The 21,891-nt window shown below is 59.4% G+C and carries 23 protein-coding genes and 1 pseudogene; 17 read left to right on the forward strand and 7 right to left on the reverse strand.

Features of this window, described 5'->3' with window-relative positions; translation table 11 throughout:
• Positions 1-191: 191 nt before the first annotated feature.
• The 4 genes from C1J05_RS08205 (at position 192) to C1J05_RS08220 (ending at position 4,055) form a co-directional block, all read left to right on the forward strand.
• Entirely contained in the window at positions 192-1,208 is a 1,017-nt protein-coding gene (locus C1J05_RS08205) for a C4-dicarboxylate TRAP transporter substrate-binding protein (RefSeq protein WP_114869827.1), read from the forward strand.
• Between the two features lie 75 nt (positions 1,209-1,283).
• Positions 1,284-1,913 (forward strand): TRAP transporter small permease subunit, encoded by a 630-nt coding sequence (locus C1J05_RS08210; protein WP_114869828.1) that lies wholly within the window; start codon positions 1,284-1,286, stop codon positions 1,911-1,913.
• Between the two features lie 4 nt (positions 1,914-1,917).
• Positions 1,918-3,315: a TRAP transporter large permease gene (locus tag C1J05_RS08215; RefSeq protein WP_114869829.1), complete on the forward strand. Its 1,398-nt coding sequence runs from the start codon at positions 1,918-1,920 to the stop codon at positions 3,313-3,315.
• Positions 3,316-3,407: 92 nt separating this feature from the next.
• Positions 3,408-4,055, forward strand: coding sequence for an MliC family protein (locus C1J05_RS08220; protein WP_114869830.1), 648 nt, complete (start codon positions 3,408-3,410; stop codon positions 4,053-4,055).
• A gap of 69 nt (positions 4,056-4,124) precedes the next feature.
• Here C1J05_RS08220 and C1J05_RS08225 read toward each other — a convergent pair whose 3' ends face one another.
• A complete protein-coding gene (locus C1J05_RS08225; protein ID WP_114869831.1) occupies positions 4,125-5,105 on the reverse strand; it encodes an NAD(P)-dependent alcohol dehydrogenase in 981 nt (326 codons plus the stop codon).
• A gap of 202 nt (positions 5,106-5,307) precedes the next feature.
• Between C1J05_RS08225 and C1J05_RS08230 the strand changes: the two genes are divergently transcribed.
• On the forward strand, positions 5,308-6,096 hold the full coding sequence (locus C1J05_RS08230) for a LysR family transcriptional regulator (RefSeq protein ID WP_302622795.1): 789 nt from the start codon (positions 5,308-5,310) through the stop codon (positions 6,094-6,096).
• Positions 6,097-6,182: 86 nt separating this feature from the next.
• Entirely contained in the window at positions 6,183-7,613 is a 1,431-nt protein-coding gene (locus C1J05_RS08235; RefSeq protein ID WP_114869832.1) for a C69 family dipeptidase, read from the forward strand.
• 33 nt (positions 7,614-7,646) lie between these two features.
• Here the strand turns inward: C1J05_RS08235 and C1J05_RS08240 are convergent, their stop codons facing one another.
• The 4 genes and pseudogenes from C1J05_RS08240 to C1J05_RS08255 all read right to left on the reverse strand — a co-directional run bounded on the left by C1J05_RS08240 (position 7,647) and on the right by C1J05_RS08255 (position 11,038).
• On the reverse strand, positions 7,647-7,847 hold the full coding sequence (locus C1J05_RS08240) for a DUF6525 family protein (protein ID WP_441351684.1): 201 nt from the start codon (positions 7,845-7,847) through the stop codon (positions 7,647-7,649).
• A 56-nt stretch (positions 7,848-7,903) separates the two neighbouring features.
• A pseudogene (locus C1J05_RS08245) lies at positions 7,904-8,536 on the reverse strand (DUF1826 domain-containing protein).
• Positions 8,533-9,762 carry a GTP-binding protein gene (locus C1J05_RS08250; RefSeq protein ID WP_114869833.1) on the reverse strand — a complete coding sequence of 410 codons (1,230 nt, stop codon included), beginning with the start codon at positions 9,760-9,762 and terminating at the stop codon, positions 8,533-8,535. Before C1J05_RS08250 ends, C1J05_RS08245 begins: the two are co-directional and overlap by 4 nt.
• Before the next feature lie 244 nt (positions 9,763-10,006).
• Entirely contained in the window at positions 10,007-11,038 is a 1,032-nt protein-coding gene (locus tag C1J05_RS08255) for a zinc ABC transporter substrate-binding protein (RefSeq protein ID WP_114872202.1), read from the reverse strand.
• Positions 11,039-11,094: 56 nt separating this feature from the next.
• Between C1J05_RS08255 and C1J05_RS08260 the strand changes: the two genes are divergently transcribed.
• The 11 genes from C1J05_RS08260 (at position 11,095) to C1J05_RS08310 (ending at position 19,723) form a co-directional block, all read left to right on the forward strand.
• Positions 11,095-11,613 (forward strand): transcriptional repressor, encoded by a 519-nt coding sequence (locus C1J05_RS08260; RefSeq protein ID WP_114869834.1) that lies wholly within the window; start codon positions 11,095-11,097, stop codon positions 11,611-11,613.
• Positions 11,610-12,380, forward strand: coding sequence for an ATP-binding cassette domain-containing protein (locus C1J05_RS08265; protein ID WP_114869835.1), 771 nt, complete (start codon positions 11,610-11,612; stop codon positions 12,378-12,380). Before C1J05_RS08260 ends, C1J05_RS08265 begins: the two co-directional genes overlap by 4 nt.
• Positions 12,380-13,174, forward strand: a complete 795-nt coding sequence (locus tag C1J05_RS08270; RefSeq protein WP_114869836.1) for a metal ABC transporter permease — start codon at positions 12,380-12,382, stop codon at positions 13,172-13,174. Before C1J05_RS08265 ends, C1J05_RS08270 begins: the two co-directional genes overlap by 1 nt.
• A gap of 43 nt (positions 13,175-13,217) precedes the next feature.
• Entirely contained in the window at positions 13,218-13,820 is a 603-nt protein-coding gene (zrgA, locus tag C1J05_RS08275; RefSeq protein ID WP_114872203.1) for a zinc uptake protein ZrgA, read from the forward strand.
• Between the two features lie 11 nt (positions 13,821-13,831).
• Positions 13,832-14,545 carry an ABC transporter ATP-binding protein gene (locus C1J05_RS08280; RefSeq protein WP_114869837.1) on the forward strand — a complete coding sequence of 238 codons (714 nt, stop codon included), beginning with the start codon at positions 13,832-13,834 and terminating at the stop codon, positions 14,543-14,545.
• Positions 14,545-15,795 carry an ABC transporter permease gene (locus C1J05_RS08285; RefSeq protein WP_114872204.1) on the forward strand — a complete coding sequence of 417 codons (1,251 nt, stop codon included), beginning with the start codon at positions 14,545-14,547 and terminating at the stop codon, positions 15,793-15,795. The genes C1J05_RS08280 and C1J05_RS08285 overlap by 1 nt, the downstream gene beginning before the upstream one ends.
• Before the next feature lie 22 nt (positions 15,796-15,817).
• Positions 15,818-16,330 (forward strand): DUF3299 domain-containing protein, encoded by a 513-nt coding sequence (locus C1J05_RS08290; protein WP_114869838.1) that lies wholly within the window; start codon positions 15,818-15,820, stop codon positions 16,328-16,330.
• A 19-nt stretch (positions 16,331-16,349) separates the two neighbouring features.
• The gene (locus C1J05_RS08295) at positions 16,350-16,859 is read left to right on the forward strand and encodes a DUF3299 domain-containing protein (RefSeq protein WP_254684788.1); all 510 of its coding nucleotides are present in this window, start codon (positions 16,350-16,352) and stop codon (positions 16,857-16,859) included.
• A 210-nt stretch (positions 16,860-17,069) separates the two neighbouring features.
• Positions 17,070-18,080 (forward strand): tRNA dihydrouridine(20/20a) synthase DusA, encoded by a 1,011-nt coding sequence (gene dusA / locus C1J05_RS08300; RefSeq protein WP_114869840.1) that lies wholly within the window; start codon positions 17,070-17,072, stop codon positions 18,078-18,080.
• A 33-nt stretch (positions 18,081-18,113) separates the two neighbouring features.
• A complete protein-coding gene (locus C1J05_RS08305; protein WP_114869841.1) occupies positions 18,114-18,938 on the forward strand; it encodes a sulfite exporter TauE/SafE family protein in 825 nt (274 codons plus the stop codon).
• Positions 18,932-19,723 (forward strand): hypothetical protein, encoded by a 792-nt coding sequence (locus tag C1J05_RS08310; RefSeq protein ID WP_114869842.1) that lies wholly within the window; start codon positions 18,932-18,934, stop codon positions 19,721-19,723. Before C1J05_RS08305 ends, C1J05_RS08310 begins: the two co-directional genes overlap by 7 nt.
• Before the next feature lie 11 nt (positions 19,724-19,734).
• Here C1J05_RS08310 and C1J05_RS08315 read toward each other — a convergent pair whose 3' ends face one another.
• Positions 19,735-21,300, reverse strand: a complete 1,566-nt coding sequence (locus tag C1J05_RS08315) for an adenylate/guanylate cyclase domain-containing protein (RefSeq protein ID WP_114869843.1) — start codon at positions 21,298-21,300, stop codon at positions 19,735-19,737.
• A 336-nt stretch (positions 21,301-21,636) separates the two neighbouring features.
• Positions 21,637-21,879 (reverse strand): DUF1289 domain-containing protein, encoded by a 243-nt coding sequence (locus C1J05_RS08320; protein WP_114869844.1) that lies wholly within the window; start codon positions 21,877-21,879, stop codon positions 21,637-21,639.
• Between the last annotated feature and the right edge of the window lie 12 nt (positions 21,880-21,891).

Here is a 21,891-nt window from a genome sequence, read left to right on the forward strand (position 1 = left end):
ACGGGATAACCCCACACCGCCGCGCAGTCCTGATACGTCGGTGATGCGTCCTTTGGCTACGGACGCAATTTGCCCGTGAGGGCGCGGGCCAGATGGACGGTTTGCGCCTCAAGGGTTGGCACCCGGTGCTCCTCCGGTTAGGTTTACCTCAAGTGCCCCGAAGAGAGGGGTGCACAAAGGGAGAGAATTACATGAACAAGATGTTAACCGGAGCCGTTGCGGCGGCTGTGAGTGTTTCTTTTATTTCCGAAGCGGCAGCGACGGAATGGAATGTTTCGGTCTGGGGCAAAAGACGTGCGTTTACCGAGCATGTTGAAAAACTGGCTGAACTGGTCAGCGAAAAGACCAATGGCGAATTCACCATGAACGTCAGTTACGGCGGGCTTAGCAAACCGCGCGAGAATCTGGACGGGATTTCAATTGGCGCGATCGAAATGGCACAATTCTGTGCCGGGTATCATGCAGACAAGAATCCGACCATCACGGTGCTGGAACTGCCGTTTCTGGGCGTGAACACGCTGGAAGAAGAAGTGGCGGTCAGCCACGCGGTCTATGCGCATCCCGCCGTGCAGGCCGATCTGGCACGTTGGAACGCAAAGCTGCTGATGACTTCGCCCATGCCGCAATACAATATCGTCGGCACCGGCGATCCGCGCACCACACTGGATGCGTTTGACGGCATGCGCGTACGCGCCACCGGTGGCATCGGTAAGGCCTTCGAAAGCGTCGGCGGTGTGCCAACATCGGTACCCGCAACAGAGGCCTTCAACGCGATGGCCAGCGGTGTTGTCGATACTGTTGCCTTTGCCCAGCACGCGCACCTGTCCTTTGGCACGATCAACGAAGCCGACTGGTGGACAGCCAACCTGAACCCCGGCACCGTCAACTGCCCGGTCGTGGTCAACACCGATGCTTATGCCGCGCTGAGCGACGAACATCGCGCCGCGCTGGACAGTTCGGTTGACGAGGCGATTGAACACTATCTGGCGAACTACGCCGAGTTGCTGGAACGTTGGGAAGCGGTTCTGGCCGAAAAGGAAGTGGAAAAAGTTGTGATCGCGGATGATGTGATCGCCGAATTCCGCGCTGCTGCCGCCGATCCGATCCGCGAACAGTGGCTGGCCGACATGAGCGCGCAGGGTCTGCCCGCACAAGAGCTTTATGATCTTGTGATGTCGACGCTGAAACAGGCGCAAATGTCCAACTGATCAATCACGCGGGCGGCCTTGTTTGGGGTCGCCCGCTGTCCTTGATCCCTTTTTCCCGAACCAAAGGACGCCCGCATGGCCGGAACTTCTGCTGTGCTTGTCGATGACAGCCGGCTCAGCCGCTGGGATCGCAGCCTTCACCATCTGGAACGCCAGTTTGCCCTGATCAGCGGACTGGCTGTGTTTTCCCTGATGTTTCTGGCCGTCTATTCCGTGGGCGGGCGCAAGTTTTTCAATGCGCCATTGGCGGGATATGTGGACTGGATCGAACAGATCATGCCGCTGATTGCCTTTATGGGCATCGCCTATACCCAGCGTGACGGCGGGCATATCCGCATGGATATCCTGATCGGACGGCTGAAGGGGCGTGCGCTTTGGGCGGCCGAATGCATTTCGATCATTCTGATGCTGGTGCTGATGATCGCGCTGGTCTGGGGCAGCTGGGCCCATTTCCAGCGCAGTTTCGATTTCTCCGCCCCATTGTGGAGCCGTGACAGTTCGATCGACATCGGCATCCCGATCTGGCCTGCGAAACTGCTGGCACCGGTTGCGTTTTCGGTTCTGTGCCTGCGTCTGGTCCTGCAATTATGGGGCTACGGGCGCGCGCTGGTTCTGGGGCTGGACAGCCCGGTGGCGGTGCCGCTGATCCAGGATATCGCAACCCAGGCCCGCGCCGAGGCCGAACAGCTGGACGGGCGGGACTAGGCACATGGAACCAATCGAACTTGGGCTGTGGGTGTCCGGCGGCATGTTGGTGATGGTGGTGCTGGGCATGCGGGTGGCCTTTGCCGCCGGTCTTGCGGGGCTGGTCGGGTTGGTCCTGATTTTCTGGGCGAAACGCGATTTCGGGATGGAACATCTGGGCTGGGCGCTGACCGTTGGCATCAAGACCGCGGGGCAGGTGCCCCATTCCAAAGTGTCCTCGCAGGCACTGTCGCTGATCCCGACCTTTATCCTGATCGGATATCTTGCCTATTATGCGGGCCTGACCCGCGCCCTGTTCGAGGCGGCAAAACGTTGGATCGCATGGGTGCCGGGCGGGTTGGCGGTGTCTACGGTGTTCGCCACGGCCGGCTTTGCCGCCGTGTCGGGCGCATCGGTGGCCACGGCGGCGGTGTTCGCGCGCATTGCCATCCCCGAAATGCTGAAAATCGGCTATAACAAACAATTCGCCGCCGGTGTCGTCGCCGCGGGGGGCACGCTTGCCTCGCTTATCCCGCCTTCGGCGATCCTGGTGATTTATGCCATTATCGTGGAACAGGATGTCGGGAAATTGCTGCTGGCCGGTTTCATACCGGGTGTGTTTTCCGCCGTGGTCTATGCGATCCTGATCATCGGCATTGCCGTGGTGTTCAAATCGGTCGGTCCGCCGGTGCGCGGGTTCACCTGGAAAGAGCGGTTCCTGTCGCTGCCCCCTGCATTGCCGATCGTGGCCGTTGTCGTGATCATCATCTTCTTTGTCTACAACCCCTTTGGCGATGCGTGGGGCACCCCCACCGAAGGCGGGGCGGTTGGCGCGTTTATCGTGTTTTGCATGGCCTTGTTTCATGGCATGCGCTGGACCGAGCTTAAATCGGCCCTGCTGGAAACCGCGAAACTGACAGTGATGATTTTTACCATCATCTGGGGCGTTCTGATCTACGTACGGTTTCTGGGTTTCGCTGAATTGCCTTCGGCTTTTGCCGACTGGATATCATCGCTGACCGTTTCGCCGATGCTGATTCTGGTGTGCATATTGCTGGCCTATGCGGTGCTGGGCATGTTCATGGATGCCATCGGCATGCTGTTGTTGACTCTGCCGGTTGTCTATCCGGCGGTCATGGCGCTGAACGGTGGCGAATTTGTCAGCGCGGCAGACAGTGCCTTTGGCATGTCGGGGCCGATGTGCGCGATCTGGTTCGGGATACTGGTGGTCAAGATGGCCGAATTCTGTCTGATCACCCCGCCCATCGGGCTAAACTGCTTTGTGGTGGCGGGGGTGCGCGACGATCTGAGCGTTCAGGACGTGTTCAAAGGCGTCACGCCGTTCTTCATTGCCGATGGTGTGACCATCGCGCTGCTGGTTGCTTTCCCCAGTATCGTTTTGTGGTTGCCGTCGCTGGCCTGACCTATGCGAAATCGTGACCTGTGCAACGATTGCAGGGCGCGCAAAGCGCCGCTAGGCTGAGGCGCATTCGGGTATCTTATAAGGCACGCAAAATGGCAACTCACCACATTCGCACCAGTTTCTGGATTGCTCTGATATCTTTCGTTGCGCCGGGGGTTGCCCTGTCCGCAACGCCGGCCTTTGACTGTGCCAAGGCGGACAGCAGTGCCGAAAAGGCCATTTGTGCCAGTGACATGCTGGCGGAACTTGATGTCGAACTTGACCGCCTGTACCGGCTGGCGCTGAATGATTCAGCGCTTGGCGCGGATCGTCAGGCCGAATTGAAAGCGATGCAACGCGGCTGGATCAAGGGGCGCGATGCCTGCTGGACATCCGATCTGCCGATGGAAACCTGCGTTGCCAACGCTTACGCGATGCGCATCCATGAAATCCGCGAAGGGTATGCCGCCTCCCGCGGTGCCGATGATCAGGGTGTTTCACTTGGCCCCGTTGCCTTTGATTGCCCCGATCTGAACGCCGGCCTCAGTGCCGTGTTCATCAACGCAGAAACGCCTCTTGTCACGTTGAAATGGCTGGAAAACGCCATTGTGCTGCCAGCCGTACCTGACGCATCTGGTGCCAGATACGAAAGCGATATCTGGGTGGATGGGCCTGCAATGCTGTGGACAAAAGGTGACGAGGCGATGTTTACCCCGCCCGGCGGGCCGGAAATGATCTGCCAACTGGACGACATCGGATAGGCAGTTTGCCGTCTGGCCCGGTTAAGAATCCCGATCCTGCCGTTTGGATGCGAACTCGGGCGCAATTCCTCAGACCACCACGATGTTCCCGCGCTTGTGCCCGGTTTCCATGTGCTGATGTGCGGCAACCAGATCGTCCAGCGGATAAATCCGGTCAAAGACGGGGGCGAGTGTGTGGTTTCCGCTCATGTCTGTCAGCTGTTCAAGAAGCCCGCGCAGATATTCAGGTTTCTGAAGCCCGGCCGCCGAAAAACGTGCCTTGCGCGACCCGAACGCAGACGTTTGCACCATTGCCCCCAGCAGATTCAACGACAGAACCGGGCAGATGTATCGGCCACCTTGTGCAAGGCTGTTGGGCGCGTGACTGAACGAGGTGACGCCCAGCGTGTCAAAAATCACGTCATATTCCGCGTTTCCTCTCAGCGGCTCTTGCTGTTTATAATCAATGACGTGATGGGCCCCCAGATCGGCAACAAGGCCCGTATTGCGCGCACTGGTCGTGGCCGTGACAGTTGCCCCCATCGCGGCAGCGATCTGCACGCCTGCACTGCCCAGGCTGCCCGATCCCCCCAGGATCAGCACCCGTTTACCCGCTTGCAAGGACGCAACCGTTTGCAGAAAGTGCAACGAGGTCAGCGGGCCGTCACACATCACCGCAGCGTCTTCATGCGGCAGGCTGGCCGGCTTTTTCATCAGAACACCGTTTTCATCCAGACATATGTGGGTGGCATTGGCCCCAAAGCGCATTCCGGCCTCGCCGAAAACCGCATCGCCCGCTGCAAAACGGCTTACGCCGGTTCCGATTGAGATTACTTCGCCGGACAGGCCCGTGCCGCTCAGATTATTACGGGGGCGACGCAGACCTAGAAACGCGCGGGCAAAGCGCGGTTGTCCCGCCCGCATCATCCCGTCAGCACGGGTGACGGCCGAGGCGTGGATCCGGATCAGGATTTCGGTCGGGCCGGGCGCTGGCATCGGGCGCTCGACGGGTTCAAGCTGGTCGGGCTTTCCGTATCTTCTGATGCTCCAGGCTCTCAGGGTGGCAGACATATCGGTATCTCCGTGAAATCGTGCATTTGATACCGGTGATCTAGTGTATCAATTTGGGTCTGAATATTGACAATTCTTGCCCAATGCGGTTCAAAATCGTTCCACCATGATGGATTGGAAATCGCTTCCCGCCTTTCTGGCTGTAGCCCGTGCCGGATCGCTGCGCGGCGCGGCGGAACAATCCTAGGGCACCCACGCCACGATCCGACGCCAGATCGAAGCGCTGGAAGCGCGGCTTGGAACGCAGTTGTTCCGGCGCGGAACCGTAGGCCTGCGCCTGACCGAGTCGGGGCGTGCGCTGTTGCCTCAGGCGCTGGAGGCCGAGGCGGCGCTGCTTAAAGGGTTCAACGCTGTGCAAGGGCTTGACCGAGAGGCGGCAGGGCGCATTCGCGTGGCGGCGGATCCGATGACGGCCCATTATCTGCTGGCACCTGTTTTGGCTGAATTTGCGCTGCTTTATCCGGAAATCGAAATCGACCTGAACCTGTCATATGGCATCACGTCCATCGCGCGGCTGGAAACTGACGTATCGATCCGCCATACCCGCAAGGTCGAAGACGATGTAGTGGGGCGCAAGCTTTTTCCGCTGGCCATCGGCACCTATGCGGCTGCTGATTATCTGGATCGCATGCTTCCCGTCGCCGGTCCGCAAGGGCAGGGGCTGACCTGGATCGGTTACGGCGAAGTGCCTGAGCTTCTTGAACATATTCGCAATTCGCCGTTCCCCAAGGCGCGCATCCGCCATAACATTCCCGATCCTGCCATGCATTTGCAGATGGCGCGTGCGGGGGCCGGAATGACAGTGCTGGCGGCATGGGTTCAGGCCCGGTTTCCCGAATTGCAGCGCGTGCCCGGAACTGCGTTTGACACCAGCAGATCAACATGGGTCCTGCTGCATGGCGATCTTCAGCGGGTGCGCCGTGTGCGGCTGTTTGTTGATTTTCTGTGCGCCGCGCTTGGCGAAAAGCGGGCCGAATTCATCGGGCGATAAGCTGTGCAAGCCGGTCGATTTGGTGCTATCGGATCGCAATCTGCTGACCCACCCTACAGCATAACCACGAAGACCGGAGAACCAGCATGAGCTACGCCCTCTATGTCGGCAAGAACCACAGCCGGACAGGCCACGCATGGCTTGCCGGGTATGGCGATGAACCATCCTCGCACTGGCTGGAGATCGTGCCCGCCGCCGATCATGCAACGGGCACGACGTTCGAGGCCGGTGTTGGCCCTGATGCCGATATGCCCGGACGCAGAATAACGGTGCCCCGCACCGGCCATGCACTGCGTCATATGCGGGTCAGCTATTCCTACTATCTGGGTGTGCCTGCGCCGATCACCAACGGCGGAGTGAACGAAGCGGGCGTGGCGGTGCGCGATGTCTGGTCCACGTCTCGGGCCGAATTGCGCGATGTGACGCCAAAGGATCAGGCGGGGCTGAACTATAGCGATCTTGCGCGGTGCGCATTGGAAAGCGCCACCAGCGCGCGCGGCGCGGTTCAGCTTTGCGCCGCCCTGATCGCCAGCCATGGCGAGGCGACTTACGGGGGCAACTCTCACATCTTTGCCGATAGCGAGGAGGCCTGGGTGATGATCCAGTTCGCTGGCGGGCAGGGGCTTTGGGTGGCGGAACGGTTGGGGGCGGACAGTATCCGCGCCGCGCGCCCCGGCTATGTGCTTGAGGTTCCTGTAGACGAACCGGGACATCCTGATTTTCTCTATTCGCCAAATTTCGTCAGCTTCGCGCGCGATCAGGGCTGGTATCAGGACGGCAGGTTTGATGCCAACGCGATTTACGGCGATGGCAAGGGCCGCTGGGCCGGTATCGAATGGATCGAAGAACAGATGCAGGCCCGCGCGGCCCGGCCCGAGAGAATCGGGCTGGACGATATGATCTGGGCCGTCAGAACAGAAAAACTGACCGGTGATACGGCAGGGTACGGGCAGGTGGTGCCGCTTCTACCCGCAACCGATCCGGGCCTTGTTCTGATTTGGCACGCTGCGTGTGGTGCGCTGGCCGCGCCGTTTTCACCTGTGTTTCTGGGTCAGGATGCGATCCCGCCGGAATACGGGCCACACCGTTATCTGACAACCGGCGAATCCCACCGGTTCATGGACATGCGTAAAGCAGTCAGTGGTGGCGTTGATACGGTTTCATCGGTGCCACAAATGGCCGAGACGACAGTGGGTGCGTTTCAGGAAAGCAAACGCCTGATGTACCTGATGCAGTTGATCGGCAAGGAAACGATTGCCCCCGTGCATCAGGCTTTTGTCAGACGCGAAACCGGCCTGTCGGAGCTGACGAAGTCACATTTGCGCGTGGCTGAAACAGCCACGGCTGCCGGATCTGGTACCGATGCAATGGCCGTCCTGACATCGTTTTCCAATGCCGAACTGAAATCAGGTCTGGCTCTTGTGCGTGATCTTGCCACCGGTTTGTCGGTTCAGGCCGCCGGACGGTCCGATGTGCTGCCGTCTGATGCGCCTGTGGGTTTCAGCCAGATCTGGTAGCGCGCGGCCGGGCACGGTGTCGGGCGTTTCGCATTACCGCCAAAATCCCTGATGGCGCTCGCGCGCAAGCGTGTTGCATTCGGTGCGCGACAACAGACACAGTGCGTCCTCTGTGCTTAGACCCTTGCGGCGTGCCCTGTCCCAGACGCGGCGGCATGAGGCGGGCGACCAAGGCAGCACGGCATCGGCCAGCCAGCTTCGCAAATCTGCAGGCAGGGCATCATACGCGCGCATGTGATCGTCTGGTCTGCGCCTGCGTTTAAGGGTGGTGGTTCCCAGATTGCCTGACATCATGCCTGTTTCGGATCGGTAATCGGGTCCAGCACCAGCACCAGCCGCGTTTCGCCTGTCGCTTCGATCGGGGGCGAACGATGCAAAAGGCGGGATGCCGGGTGTTCCGGCCACTGCGATCCGCGCAGAACAACCGGACAGCCGGTCGGAACCGTAAACACGCGGTTTGGTTCGCTGCCATTAACCGACGTGCCGTATTGCGTACCGGTTCAGCGATACGTGCAGATCAGCCGCGCCGACAGACGGTCGATGTGGAATTTCCGACAGGCATTTGTTGTAACCCGCTCCAGACGAATTTGCAGGGACGGTGCGCGCATCGGCCGTGCAAACATTTCGGCAAGGGCTGCTATGTCCTCGATCAGGTGATCACGCTCGGGGGTGTGGGGTGTCTGGGCGGTTTTGCAGGCCTGACCGATCGCATCACGTACCATGCCGGGCTGCAGAACCTGCCGTGCCACAGGCAGCTGCGCCCCGGAAAGCTCATTGATCCATGATTGAACGGCGGGCGGCGTCTGGCGCCGCCAAATCGCTGCCGCGCAATCTGGCCTGTCGATCATGTTCAGGTCTTCGGGCGTATCGGCAACGCGAACGCCGACCGGCGCAGCTTGCGCAAATGATCGCGCGAAACTCATGCGGCTGCCTGGGCTTTGCGCCAGAGGGGAAAGGGATCGGGCAGGTCGGGCAGGGCATCGGGCGACGCTGCGACATGTTCGGGCACCAAAGCCGCATCCAGCCGCATCCTGAGGTTCGCCCAGTCGATATCCGCCCCGATAAACACGATTTCCTGCCGCCGGTCGCCCCATGGTTCGCACCAGTGTTGGGATATGTAACTGCGCGCACTTTCATGATCAGGCCAGCGTTCTTTCGGAACAGAGGCCCACCACGTTCCAAGCGGCTTAATCGAAGATAACGCGCCTGCCAGCGAAAACTCGGCCACCCATTCCGGCCGTGTTGCGATCCAGAAATGCCCCTTGGCGCGGATCACGCCGGGCAGATCTCCGTTCAGGACTGCCATCACCGCCTCGGGCGCAAAGGGTTGTAGCGCGCGGTAAACATAGGATGCGACTCCGTATTCTTCGGTTTCGGGGACATGATCGGCAAAGCCATAAAGCTCTTTCGCCCACATCGGGTGCTCGTGCGCCTTTTCGAAATCGAAAAGACCGGTGTTCAATATGTCACCGGCGGGCACATCCGAATGACTGGTTTCTATGATGCGGGCATCGGCGTTAAGGCTGCGAATGATCTTGCGCGCCGCATCAACCTGATGAAGGGCTGCATCTGCGACCTTGTTCAGCACGACGACATCGGCAAACTCGATCTGTTCGACCAGCAGGTTGACCAGCGTGCGGTCGTCCTCTTCCCCCAGTGTTTCACCGCGATCCCGCAGGAAATCATGGCTGGAATAGTCGCGTAACAGGTTGACCGCATCGACGACCGTCACCAGCGTATCCAGTCTCGCCACATCCGACAGGCTATCGCCGTTTTCATCGCGGAATTCAAAGGTCGCTGCGACGGGCAGAGGTTCGGAAATGCCGGTGGATTCGATCAGTAGATAATCAAAGCGCTTTTCAGCCGCCAAACGCCGCACCTCGGCCAGCAGATCGTCGCGCAATGTACAGCAGATGCAACCGTTTGACATCTCGACCAGTGTTTCGTCTGTCCGTGACAGTGCGGTATCGGCGCGCACCAGATCGGCGTCAATGTTCACTTCGGACATATCGGTGACAATGACGGCCACGCGCCGTCCTTCACGGTTGTTCAGGACGCGGTTCAACAGCGTTGTTTTTCCTGCTCCCAGAAAACCCGAAAGCACAGTGACCGGCAGACGGGCGTCCGGGGGTGAGGCGACAGCATCCATTTCTAGGACTCCTGAGTGATCGTGATTCGTGCAATGTAATGACATAACATCAAGTGTTCGAAAAGAACAAAACCTGACGACTTTTGCGGTAACTTCATTCATTGGCACGGCGCGGAAGGACAAACCCCGGCTGGCATCATAACCTTGCCGGCACCCACTACGGGCACCGGCATGGCATGGTGTTTTGAAGGCAGGCGTTTCGCAGCGCCATGACCGGCTGCGAACGCCGCCTAGGTTCAAAGCCTCACAGGCATCCGGCAAGGTTGGATGCAAGATTGCGCATCAGTTGCGGATAAAGCGCCGGACCGAGTTCGATATCCGAGCCGAGGGGATCAATGATGGCGGTGCTGGCCTGCGTTCCATCAAGTACGGTTGCCACCATGTCCGGATTGAACTGCGGTTCGGCCAGAACGCAGTCAATGCCTTGCTCTGCGATACGGGCCTGAATTTCGGTGATCCGGGCAGGGCCGGGATCAGACGCATCGCTGATCGAAATCGCCCCCGAAGCAGGAAAATCGAAATCGGTTTCGAAATACTGGTAGGCATCATGGAACACGATAAATTGACCGCCCCGAACAGGATCAAGCACCGCCCTGATTTCACCGTTCAGCGCCTCGATCTCACCCCGTGCCGCAGCGGCGTTTGCAAAATAGGTTCCCGCATTTTCCGGATCGGCGGCGGACAGTTGCCCTGCGATCAAGTTAAGCCATGTCGCGGCATTCTGCGTCGACAACCAGGCGTGCGGGTCGTGTTCGCCATGTGCATGATCATGATCGGCGTGGTCCTTGTCGTCATGCGCCTTTTCTTCATCGGCGTGTGCTTCATCCGCATGATCGTGCTCGTCCTTATGATCATGCTCGTCCGCATGATCGTGCTCATCCTTGTGATCGTCCTCGTCGTCATGGTCATGGGCTTCGAAAAGCGCGCCTTCGCGAAACTCCAGAAGCATCGTTCCATCCGCTTCCAGAAGCTCGGTCACGGCAGCATCCTTGGCAAGCGTCCCAATCGCGTCGTGCAGCCAGGGCGTCAGGTCTTCCCCGATCCAGACCACAAGATCGGCCTCTTGCAGGGCGGATGCCTCGGACGGGCGCAGGGAATATTCGTGCGGGCTTGCCCCGGGTTGCACGATCAGATCAGGAGTGCCGACGCCCTGCATCACACGCGCCACCAATGAATGAACCGGCGCGATATCAACTGCAACGCGCGGCACATCGGCAATTGCCGTTCCACTAAGCAGCGCCCCTGTAAGCGAGAGGGGCAGGAGTAATCTGGACATCGGGTCCTCCATGTGATTGTATAACATCGCATCCCTCTTATGAGAAACGTGATAACATGACAAGTAGTGTTCCGAACGCGCCGCAAGACGCGACCGCCCCGGTGGGGTTCGTGCGTCACGACCACGCCGTTTGCGTGACGGAAGGACTGGCCGCCGCCGAAAAGCGCTGTGCTGAAAAGGGTCTTCGGTTCACGCCGGTGCGCAGAAAAGTCCTTGAAATCCTGTTGCAGGAACATCGTGCGCTTGGCGCCTATGTCATTCTGGACCGGTTGCGCGAAGAAGGGTTCGGATCACAGCCGCCTGTGGCCTATCGCGCGCTTGATTTCCTTGTGGCCCATGGCTTTGCGCACAAGATCGAACGGCTGAATGCGTTTGTCGCCTGTTCGCATCCCGGCGAAACCCATGCACCTGCCTTCATGATCTGCCGCCTGTGCGAATCGGTGGCCGAGGCGAATTCAACACCGGCGCGGGGGGCTTTGGGCGCGGCTGCGCGGGCAACCGGTTTCCGGATCGAACAGACCGTTGTCGAGGCCGAAGGCGTCTGTCCTTCCTGTGCGGAAAAGGCGGACGCATGAGCCTTGTCGAGGTTGAAAACCTGAGCGTCAGTTACGGTGCGAAAGCGGTATTGGCGCACGTGACGCTGATGATCGAACCGGGCGAGATTGTAACCATCGTCGGTCCGAACGGATCGGGCAAGACCAGCCTGCTGCGTGCGATCATCGGCGCGGTCAAGCCGTCGCGCGGGCGGGTCACTTATGGTAAAAACGTCAGGCTGGGATATGTGCCCCAGAAGCTGCATATCGATCCGACGCTGCCGATGACCGTGGCGCGGTTCTTGCGGTTGCCCGGCGGTGTTGCCGCTGAAGCCATTAATGACGCGCTGGCAAAGGCGGGGGTTCCGGACCTGTCTGACACACAGATGTCGCAGCTTTCGGGCGGACAGTTTCAGCGTGTTCTGTTGGCCCGCGCGCTGATTGGACGACCTGACCTGTTGTTGCTGGACGAAGCAACCCAAGGGCTGGACCAGCCGGGATCGGCGGCGTTTTACCGTCAGATCGAACAGGTCCGCCGCGACACCGGCTGTGCTGTCCTGATGATCAGCCACGAGTTGCACGTGGTGATGAGCGCGTCTGACAGGGTGGTCTGCCTGAACGGCCATGTCTGCTGCGAAGGTACACCCGAAGTGGTCGCGTCGGCCCCGGAATACCGCGCCTTGTTCGGCTCGGGTACCCTGGGCGCGCTGGCGCTTTACCGGCATGATCACGATCATAATCATGACCACGGGCACGACCACGACCATACCCACGACCAAAAACACGATCACACGGAAGCCGCTGAATAATGTTGGATGATTTCATGGTGCGCGCGACGCTGGCCGGGATCGGTGTCGCGCTGGCTGCGGCCCCGCTGGGCTGTTTCGTTGTATGGCGGCGCATGGCGTATTTCGGCGATGCAACCGCCCATGCCGCCATATTGGGGGTCGCTCTTTCTCTGGCTCTGTCGATTTCCGTTTTCGCCGGGGCAATGGTGGTCGCGCTTTTGATGGCGCTGACGGTCAACCTGCTGACGGGGCGGGGCTATGCCATGGATACATTGCTGGGCGTTCTGGCCCATTCGGCTCTGGCTTTCGGGTTGGTGGCCGTGTCGTTTCTGTCCGGCATCCGGATCGATCTGATGGCGTATCTGTTCGGTGATATCCTTGCCGTGTCGCGCATGGATCTTGCGGTGATCTGGGGCGGGGCGGCTTTGGTCGTTGCCCTTGTCGGCTGGCGCTGGTCCGCCCTTCTGACCGCCACACTGAACGAGGATCTGGCCCATGCCAGCGGTATTGATCCAAGGCGCGAACAACTTGTGCTGACGCTGGCGCTGGCCATTACCGTTGCTGTCGCGATCAAGGTGGTTGGCGTGCTTCTGATCGCCGCCATGCTGATCATCCCTGCCGCTGCCGCAAGACCGCTTAGCCGCACGCCCGAAAACATGGCGTTGGTGGCGGCAGGTATCGGCAGCCTTTCGGCTTTGGTCGGGCTGAGGGCGGCCTATGTTCTGGACACACCGGCGGGGCCGTCCATTGTCTGCGTCGCTGCCCTGATCTTTGCCACACTCAGCCTTGCTGGCCGCGTCCGTGCCGCGACATGAAGACCTGATTCCCACATTTGCTGTTCAACAAGGAGATACCAAGATGAATAAAACATCGCTTATGATTGCCCTGATGGCGCCGTCCATGCTTTTTGCGCAGGAAACACGCGATCTCGGTGCCCACGAACACGGCCATTCTGCTCTGAACATCGCCATAGAAAACGGCCAGATCGCAATGGAGCTGGAAGCCCCCGGCGCCGATATTGTCGGGTTCGAGTACGCCGCTGAAACAGCCGAGGATCGCGCCAAACTTGACACCGCGATTGCCACCTTGTCCAAGCCGTTGTCGCTGTTCGTGCTGCCGGCCGCCGCGGGTTGCACCGTCACATCTTCTAGCGCGGGTCTGATAGACGGGCATCATGATGATCATGATGACCACGCAAATGACGATCACGCTAAGGAAGAAGGCGACGATCATGCACATGACGATCACGCCAAGGAAGAAGAGGCAGGCCATACAGAGTTTCACGCCGAATATCTGCTGACCTGTGCTGATCCGAGCGCGGTCAACCGCATCGAATTTGCGTTCTTCGAAGCTTTCCCGAACGCGCAAGAGGTTGAGGTGCAGATGATTTCGGACAAGGGTTCGCAAGGTTTCGAAGTGGAACGGGATGCACCGGTTCTTGATCTGTCGGGACTGATCTGACGAGGATCGCGGTGAACGACGCCGATACCAATCTTGCACTGGTTCTTGATCAGGTTGCATTTCACTGGGCCGGACGCGATGCGTTCGGCCTCAGGGTTCCGGATTTTCGCATCGCGCAGGGCGAACGCGTTTTGCTGCTGGGCGAAAGTGGATCGGGCAAGTCGACCCTTCTGTCGCTGATCTGCGGTATCAATGCACCTCAAGACGGATCGATCCGCGTGGACGGAACCGAGATATCTGTAATGCGCCCCGCCGCGCGCGACCGCTTTCGGGCAGAAAGCATCGGTATCGTGTTCCAGCAGTTCAACCTGCTTCCCTATGCCTCGCCGATTGACAATATCCTTCTGCCGCTGCGCTTTGCCCCAACGCGCCGGGCCCGCGCGGGGGATGCACGTGCTGCCGCGCTTGATCTGACCGACGCGCTTGGCCTGTCGCGCGATATCATTTTGTCGTCCACTGCCAACAGGCTGAGTGTCGGCCAGCAACAGCGGGTTGCTGTCGCGCGGGCACTGATCGGTGCGCCGTCGCTGATTGTCGCTGACGAACCGACATCCGCCCTTGATGCCGGCGCGCAGGCCAGTTTTCTTGATCTGCTTTTTGCGCAATGCGCCGCTGCGGGATCGACCCTGTTGATGGTCAGCCATGATGAACGGCTTGCGCCCCGGTTTGATCGCAGCGTTCGCATGGAAGACATTGCCGTTCTGACGCGCGAGGCCGCCGCATGATCCTGCTGCGTCTTGCCCTGCGCAGCCTGATGGCGCGCCGTCTGACCGTGGGGCTGACGATTTTTGCGGTCGCGCTGTCTGTTACGCTTTATCTTGGTGTCGAAAAGGTGCGGACAGGGGCCAAGGCCAGTTTCGGCGATACGATCTCGGATACGGATCTGATTGTCGGTGCGCGGTCCGGGTCCGTGCAACTTTTGCTTTATTCGGTGTTTCGCATCGGCAATGCGACCAACAATGTGTCTTGGGAAAGCTATCAGGACATCGCCGCACAACCCGAAGTGGACTGGATCGTGCCCATTTCACTGGGGGATTCGCACCGCCAGTTTCGCGTCATGGGCACAACGGCCGAGTATTTCCTGCGCTACAAGTATCGCGGCGGCAGGGCGTTGGAATTTGCCCAAGGCCAGGCGTTCGATGATCTGTTTGATGCGGTGATCGGGGCCGATGTGGCCGCAACGCTGGGGTATTCCACCGGCGATCCGCTTGTCGTGGCGCATGGCCTTGCGTCTTTTGCCAATCATCAGAACCAGCCGTTTCGGGTGTCGGGCATTCTGGCTAAAACCGGAACGCCGGTGGATCGCACGGTGATTGTCAGCCTGAAGGCGATCGAAGCCATCCATGTTGACTGGCAAGGCGGTGCTCAGATCCCCGGTCAGGTCACAACGCCGGATGAAATCAGGCAGATGGACCTGAAACCGGCAGCCATCACCGCCGCCATGATCGGTGTGAAATCGCGACTTCAGGTCTTTGCCTTGCAGCGCGCGATCAACCAATACCCCGAAGAACCTCTTTTGGCGGTGCTGCCCGGCGTGGCATTACAAGAGCTTTGGGGAATCGTCGGCATTGCGGAAACCGCGCTGATCGCCGTTTCGGCCATGGTTGTGGCCACTGCGCTGTTGGGCATGACGGCGATGATTTTTTCAGGGCTGAACGAACGGCGCCGGGAAATGGCGATCCTGCGCGCGGTGGGCGCGCGTCCGCTGACGATTATGGGCCTGCTGATGCTCGAAGCGGTGCTGATGGCGGGAATTGCAGCAGTGCTTGGAATTGCGCTTTTGTACACGGGATTGTGGGTGCTGCGTCCTTACGTAGATGCCGCATTCGGTTTATACTTGCCCATCGAACCACTTTCGCTCCGCGAAGGGGTTGTGGTGGCTGCGGTTATACTGGCTGCCGCCGGAACAAGCCTTTTTCCGGCGTTGCGGGCGTATCGGCTTTCGTTAAGCGACGGCATGACCGTCAGGAACTGATTGCAAAAGGAGGCAGGGACAAATGCAGATCACTCGTCGCGCGGTTTTGCTTGGTCTTGCCGGATTGCCCGTGATCGGCGCACAGACCCCCGCCTGGGCAACATCGTTCCGCACAATCACCTGGGAAGATCTTATTCCCGAAGGGGTGCCTTATTCCGAGATTGTCGGAGAAGGCAGTTATGATGAGGCCAACGATACATGGTTGCCGGATTTCGACGCGAACGCCTACAAGTTCGTCGACGCACTGGATGGCGCGCAGATCCGGATGCCGGGATATATGTTGCCGCTGGAAACCGGCGGTACCCGTGTGACTCAATTCATTCTGACACCTTATGTCGGGGCCTGTATCCATGTCCCTCCACCGCCGCCAAACCAGCTGGTGTTCATAACATCGCAAAAGCCATGGCGCAGTGCAGGGATGTTCGAAGCGGTCTGGGTCCAAGGCACGATCAAGGTCAATCCTGTCAGCACCAATCTGGCTGAAATCGGCTATGATATGGTTGCGGACGAGATAGAACCATACGTCTGGGAGTGAGAAGATAACTGTGTTCGAAGTGTTGAACAGACGTGCATTCCTGTGCCTGATTGCGATGACTGGCATTGCGCCCGGCATGTCGCTGGCCAGCGAAGACGTTCTTGATCTGGACTGGAGCGACATGATCCCGCCGGGTGGCGATTCCGTGACGCAGCGGCTTCAGAGCCTTGGAATTCTGCCCCATGACGAGATGGCGACGCTTCGGGCCGAACAGCCGACATCATCCGGGGTCAGAACCGATTTCAACGGCAAAATCGTGCGTATCCCAGGGTACATCGTTCCGCTTGAAACCTCGGGTTCCGGCGTGACGGAGTTCATTCTAGTGCCCTATGTCGGTGCCTGTATTCACGTGCCGCCGCCGCCGGCCAACCAGTTGGTTTTTGTAACCACGCAAAAGCCTTATGAAAGTTCGGGCCTGTTTGAAGCTGTAAATGTCACCGGCATGTTCGGAACCGCGTCAATCAGCACACAGCTTGCCGACATCGGATACGCGCTTTCGGCCGATCTGATCGAACCTTACGGACGCTAGGAAACCGGCCTTTCGGGCGGATTTAGACCGGGCAACCACATATGAATGTCGCGGGCGAGTGCACCTGCCACGGCATTGCACGTACACAGTCTGGCGCCATTGCTGCCTGTCGGTTTCGCAATCGGGCAGGGTGGCAGAACAGGCGCCAACTGCGTATGGTGTTCACCGCAGGTCTGCGATACGCGACGACGGACCAAAGGAGACTGCTTTATGCCATTGAACGCAGCCACAAAGGCCGCGCGTTTATCTATTGCGCCTATGATGGACTGGACAGACCGCCATTGCCGCTATCTGCACCGGCGGATGACCCGGCATGCGTTGCTCTATACCGAAATGGTGACGGCACCAGCGCTGGTGCGGGGCGGGGCGCTGCATCTGCTGGAACATGACGCCAGCGAACATCCCGTTGCGCTGCAACTTGGCGGGTCCGAACCGGCCGAACTGGCGCAGGCGGCCCGGTTGGGCGAACAGGCCGGCTATGACGAGATCAACCTGAATATCGGCTGCCCGTCGGATCGGGTGCAATCGGGGTGTTTCGGTGCGGTACTGATGGAGCGGCCCGGGCTGGTGGCGGATTGCGTCAAGGCGATGCGCGATGCAGTCAGTGTCGAGGTGACGGTAAAATGCCGGATCGGTGTGGATGATCAGAACCCACAACATGTTCTGCCCGATTTTCTGGCGCGGGTCAGCGCGGCGGGCTGTGACCGGTTTGCCATTCACGCCCGCAAGGCTTGGCTGCAAGGGCTTAGCCCCAAGGAAAACCGCGATATTCCGCCGCTGGATTACGATCTGGTGCAACAGATGAAGGGGTTGTTTCCGGCGCTGCACCTTTCCGTCAACGGCGGCATCACCACTCTGGATCAGGCACAGGCGTTTCTGGATGCCGGGCTGGACGGCGTGATGATCGGGCGTGCAGCCTATCATGATCCGGCATCGGTGCTGTGCGCGGCAGACCGGCGGATATTCGGCAGTGGCTTCGACAGCGATCCGGTCAGCGTGGTGCATGACATGCTGCCCTATATCGAAACCCATTTGCGGGCGGGTGGACGCCTGAACCAGATCACGCGGCATATGCTGGGCCTGTTCACCGGTAAACCGGGCGCGCGCGCGTGGCGGCGCACCCTGTCCGAAGGTGCACACAAGGACGGGGCAGGGCCCGAACTGGTATTGCGGGCACTGGATCACATTACTGCGCTGGCCCCGGTGTCAGAGCCGGTGTAAGCACGGCGCGACCGTCTTTTTAGGATACAGGCCATGCATGATCCCGCCCTTTTGATGCAGATGTTTGCGCTTTTGCTTGTCATTGGTGCCTTCGCCGGCGTTTTGGCCGGTCTTTTGGGCGTCGGGGGCGGCATTGTTCTGGTGCCGGCGTTTTTCTATGCGTTCCAGACGCTTGGCTATGACGGCCCGCAATTGATGCAGGTCTGTCTGGCCACATCGCTGGCCACGATCATCGTGACCTCACTCCGCTCGGTTCTCAGCCACAACAAGAAGGGCGCTGTCGACTGGGAGATCTTGCGCACATGGGCGCCCGGTATTGCGGTCGGGGCGATCCTCGGGGTGCTGGTTGCGGCGGCGCTGCGATCCTCAACCTTGCAGGGGGTGTTCGGAGTGTTCGGTATAATCATCGGTCTTTACATGGGCTTCGGACGCGCGGACTGGCGGCTGGGGCAGGCGATGCCGACCGGCATCCGGCGCGTGATCTATTCGCCGGTCATGGGGTTCATGTCGGTGCTGATGGGCATTGGCGGCGGCAGTTTCGGCGTCCCGCTGATGAGCCTTTATAACGTGGCTATCCATCGCGCCGTGGCCACTGCCGCCGGATTTGGTGTGCTGATCGCGGTGCCATCGGTGATCGGGTTTCTGATGCTGGAGGTCGCGCCCGAAACGCGCCCGCCCTATACCATCGGCGCGGTCAATCTGGTGGCCTTTGGCATTGTAGTTGCGATGACGCTGATCACCGCCCCGCTGGGCGTCAAGCTGGCCCACGCAATGGACCCCAAGCCGCTGAAACGCGTCTTTGCGGTGTTCCTGACGCTGGTGGCCCTGAACATGCTGCGCAAGGCTGTGGGATGGTAGCGGATTTCGCGCAAAAAGGATGGGCGCGCTTCGCGTTTGATCCGGATGTGGCGCATTGGGCAAGGCACGCAGCAGGTGCCGCGCGCCGCGCCGTGGACGACCCGGCGCTGGCCCACTGGCATCAGTGTCAGGGCACATGGTTTGTCGGCGTAGATGCGCTGGACAACGATGCTGCAGGGGCAATTGACGGGTCCGGCCCGCTGACAGGGGCGGCGCTTGACTTTATCACTGATTACATCGGACCGGTGCCGCCCCTGCACAAGGCCCAGCTGTCTGTCATGTACCCCGGCTATCCCAAACCGCGCGCGGGTGAAAACGATGCCGCCTTTCGCTATCGTCTGAACCGCGATGCGGCCCATGTGGACGGGCTGATTGCTGTCGGGCCGCACAAGATGCGTAAGGTGCAGGAACCGCACCAGTTCATTCTGGGCCTGCCGCTGAACGACGCCCCAGCCGATGCCGCGCCGCTGGTGGTGTGGAAGGGCAGCCATCTCATCATGCGTGACGCGTTTCGCGACGCACTTGCCGGACACCCGCAGGATCAATTGCACGACGTTGATATAACCGCCGCCTATCAGGCCGCGCGGCGCACCGTGTTTGACACCTGCGCGCGCATCAAACTGCCCGCCCAGCCGGGCGAAGCGATCGTCCTGCACCGCCACATCCTGCACGGCGTCGCACCCTGGGTCGCCGCAACCACCGCCAGCCCCGATGGCCGCATGATCGCCTATTTCCGCCCGCAAATGGCCGGCGGCGTGGCGGCTTGGTTGGAACAACACCTTTGACTGAAGGCAGTTCAGTCCTTCAAGTCCGCTTTCTTGTATCCGTCCAGCAGCATGTTCAGCGCGGCAGGTACCTGCAATGGCAGACGCCCGACATGTTCCGAGAACGAATACCCCGGGTTGATTTCTTTCAGTTCCCGACGAACTTCTTTGGCCTCTTCTACCCTTCCAAGATGTCCAAACGCCGAGATCATAAGACCGCGGCTTAGATCGGTCGCGGGCGATGCCGCGATACGCTCTTTGAAGCGAAGAACAGCGGTTTCGAAATCTCCGGCCAGCAGATGCGCCATGCCCATGAAATGAACATTAAGATGGCCGGCGCGGGGTTCCAGTTGAAGAGCGCGTTCCAGATCAGGAAGGCCGTCAAGCGGAGCGCCCGAGTTAACCGCATTGATACCCCGCATGCCAATGGCCATCGCATAGTTCGGGTTGAGCGACAGGGCCCGATCAATGGCTTCGTTCGAGGCTGCGTGTTCGCCGCGCCAGAATTTGTTGATTGCATCCAGATAATGCGCGTAGGGCATGTCCGGGTTCTTCTGAAGCGCCGTGTCGATGAAGCGTTGCGAATGTTCCAAGCTGTTTGGAATACCCAGCCACTTGTTCTGGAATTCACGGGTATAGGCATGCCCAAGTCCGGCGTAAGGTTCGGCATAGTCCGGATCAAGCTCGATCGCGCGGTTGAAACACCTCAAGGCCAGTTCGAACACTTCCTTTGTATTGTCGCTGCTCAGCACAGCCTCACGACCTTTCAGAAACAAGTCGTGTGCTTCTGGGTTCGCAGTTGGAACCATACCAATGCGCTTGTGTTCGACTGCCGTCAGCCTGATCTTGAGAGCATCAACGATACACATCGTCAGATCATCCTGGACGGCAAATAAATCTGTGATCTGGCGGTCATATCTTTCAGCCCAGAGATGCGCGCCGTTTTTCGCATCAATCAACTGCGCATTTACGCGGATACGGTCTGCAACGCGGCGTATGGAGCCTTCAAGGACGTGACTTACGCCAAGTTCGCGGCCAACCTGCCGGATATCTGTTGTTTTTCCTTTGTAAGCAAAGCTGGAGTTGCGCGAGATGACCAGCAGACTGCCGACTTTCGACAAGTCGGTGATGATGTCTTCGGTGATCCCGTCGGAAAAATATTCCTGTTCGGGATCGCGCGATAGATTGTCGAAAGCGAGAACTGCGATGCTCGGTTCGCGTGTCGGATCAACCGCCTCTGGTTTCGTGGCGCGTTCGATAGGGATCGCGTTCGGCCAGCTCCGAACGCCGACAGGGCGCGCGATGTTCTTCAGTTTTTGCGCAACTCCGCCCTGAAAAATCGCTGCTGTCTTCTGATCCAGACTGTTCATCGAAGTGTCCGAAACCAGAACCTGTCCGGGCGCGGCCAAAGCCTCAAGCCGTGCGGCGACATTTACACCTTCGCCAAACACATCGTCGGCTTCGAAGAACACTTCGCCTATATGAATGCCAATACGCAATCTGATCACGTCATGACCGATCAATCCGGTCTGAATAGCAATCGCGCATGTGACGGCATCCGAAATTGATGGAAATTCAACAAGCCAGCCATCCCCCATACATCTTTCTGATGTTGCCTCGGTGTTGATCTACTATGGGATTGAACAGCGTACTGCGCAGTTGCCTTAGTGCATTCATTGTGCTGCTCTGATCAGCGCCCATGAGTTGGGAATAACCGACGATGTCTGCCATCAAGATTGCCGCAAGTCTTCGATCTGCGGGCGTTGTTTCAATAGTGTCCGTCATGTTCGCAATTCTTGAGCATGTCATTTCCATCAACGATACCGCGCGACATGCACACATGCGACCTGTAAATCGGTACGTTGGGATAAACTAAGCGTCCAAGTCGGGCGCAAAAAGCTCAGCTGCTACAGATGCACTAAGACTCCGCCACCTCAAATCCGGGGCGGGTTTCCCAGACGGGCGGCGCGGCCGCCGCGGCGTTTGGTGATCTGGCCGGTGCGGGTGGGCAATTCGGCCATGATGGCCGCTCGGGCCTCGTTGCTCATTTTGGACCATTGGGTGATTTCGTCGATCGAGCGCAGGCAGCCGGTGCACAGGCGCGCTTCGGGATGGATCACGCAGATCTTGATGCAGGGGCTTTGCACCTCGTCGCGGTTCCAGACGTCATCGCTCATGGTTCAGGTTCC

The organism is Sulfitobacter sp. JL08 (assembly GCF_003352045.1).
GTDB lineage: Bacteria > Pseudomonadota > Alphaproteobacteria > Rhodobacterales > Rhodobacteraceae > JL08.